This is a genomic window from Rhodococcus sp. IEGM 1408 (assembly GCF_033142235.1).
In the GTDB taxonomy this organism is placed as follows: domain Bacteria; phylum Actinomycetota; class Actinomycetes; order Mycobacteriales; family Mycobacteriaceae; genus Dietzia.
The window spans coordinates 1-522 of sequence record NZ_JAWLRW010000056.1 but is presented as its reverse complement, the minus strand read 5'-3'; the positions used below and the strand labels follow the sequence as shown (position 1 = coordinate 522).

Sequence of the window (522 nt, the reverse complement as noted above, 5' to 3'; positions counted from 1 at the left end):
AGGCAGTACACATCGAGCAAGCCGTAGATCCGGCGCGCCAGCTCGGCCGGCGCGCCGCCTTCGATCGCCGCAGCCGATCGCGAGTCCAGATCGCTGGCTTGATGCCCGGAGATCCATGTGGACACCGACGGTTGCAGTGCCCGCACCTGACCGGCGTACCGGCTGATCTCGGCGCCGACGGCCAGCGGCTGCGGACGGTTGGCGAGCAGCCAGCGCGAGACGCGGTCGAGCATGCGGCGCGACTCGAGCAACAGTTCGGCCGAGACCGCAGTCGGCACGTCCGCTGCCCTGATCGAGTTCCACACCTCGTCGAGTCCGAATATCTCGGTGGCGGCAGCGAACGCGCGAATGGCATCGGTGCCTGCCGCACCCGAATCCTCGGTCAATCGGTAGGGGAACGTGATGCCGCCGCAGTCGATGGCCTCGTTGGCCAGCGTCGTGGCCACCAGCTGCCGCCGGAGAGGATGCGTGGTGATCGCGGCGGCATACGGCGCTCGCAGCGGCTCGGGGAAATACTTGGGC

At 68.6% G+C, this 522-nt stretch carries 1 pseudogene; it reads right to left on the bottom strand.

Going from position 1 to position 522, the window contains the following annotated elements:
- Positions 1 to 522 (bottom strand): annotated as a pseudogene (locus tag R4P08_RS18480) (NAD-glutamate dehydrogenase domain-containing protein); the annotation flags it as partial.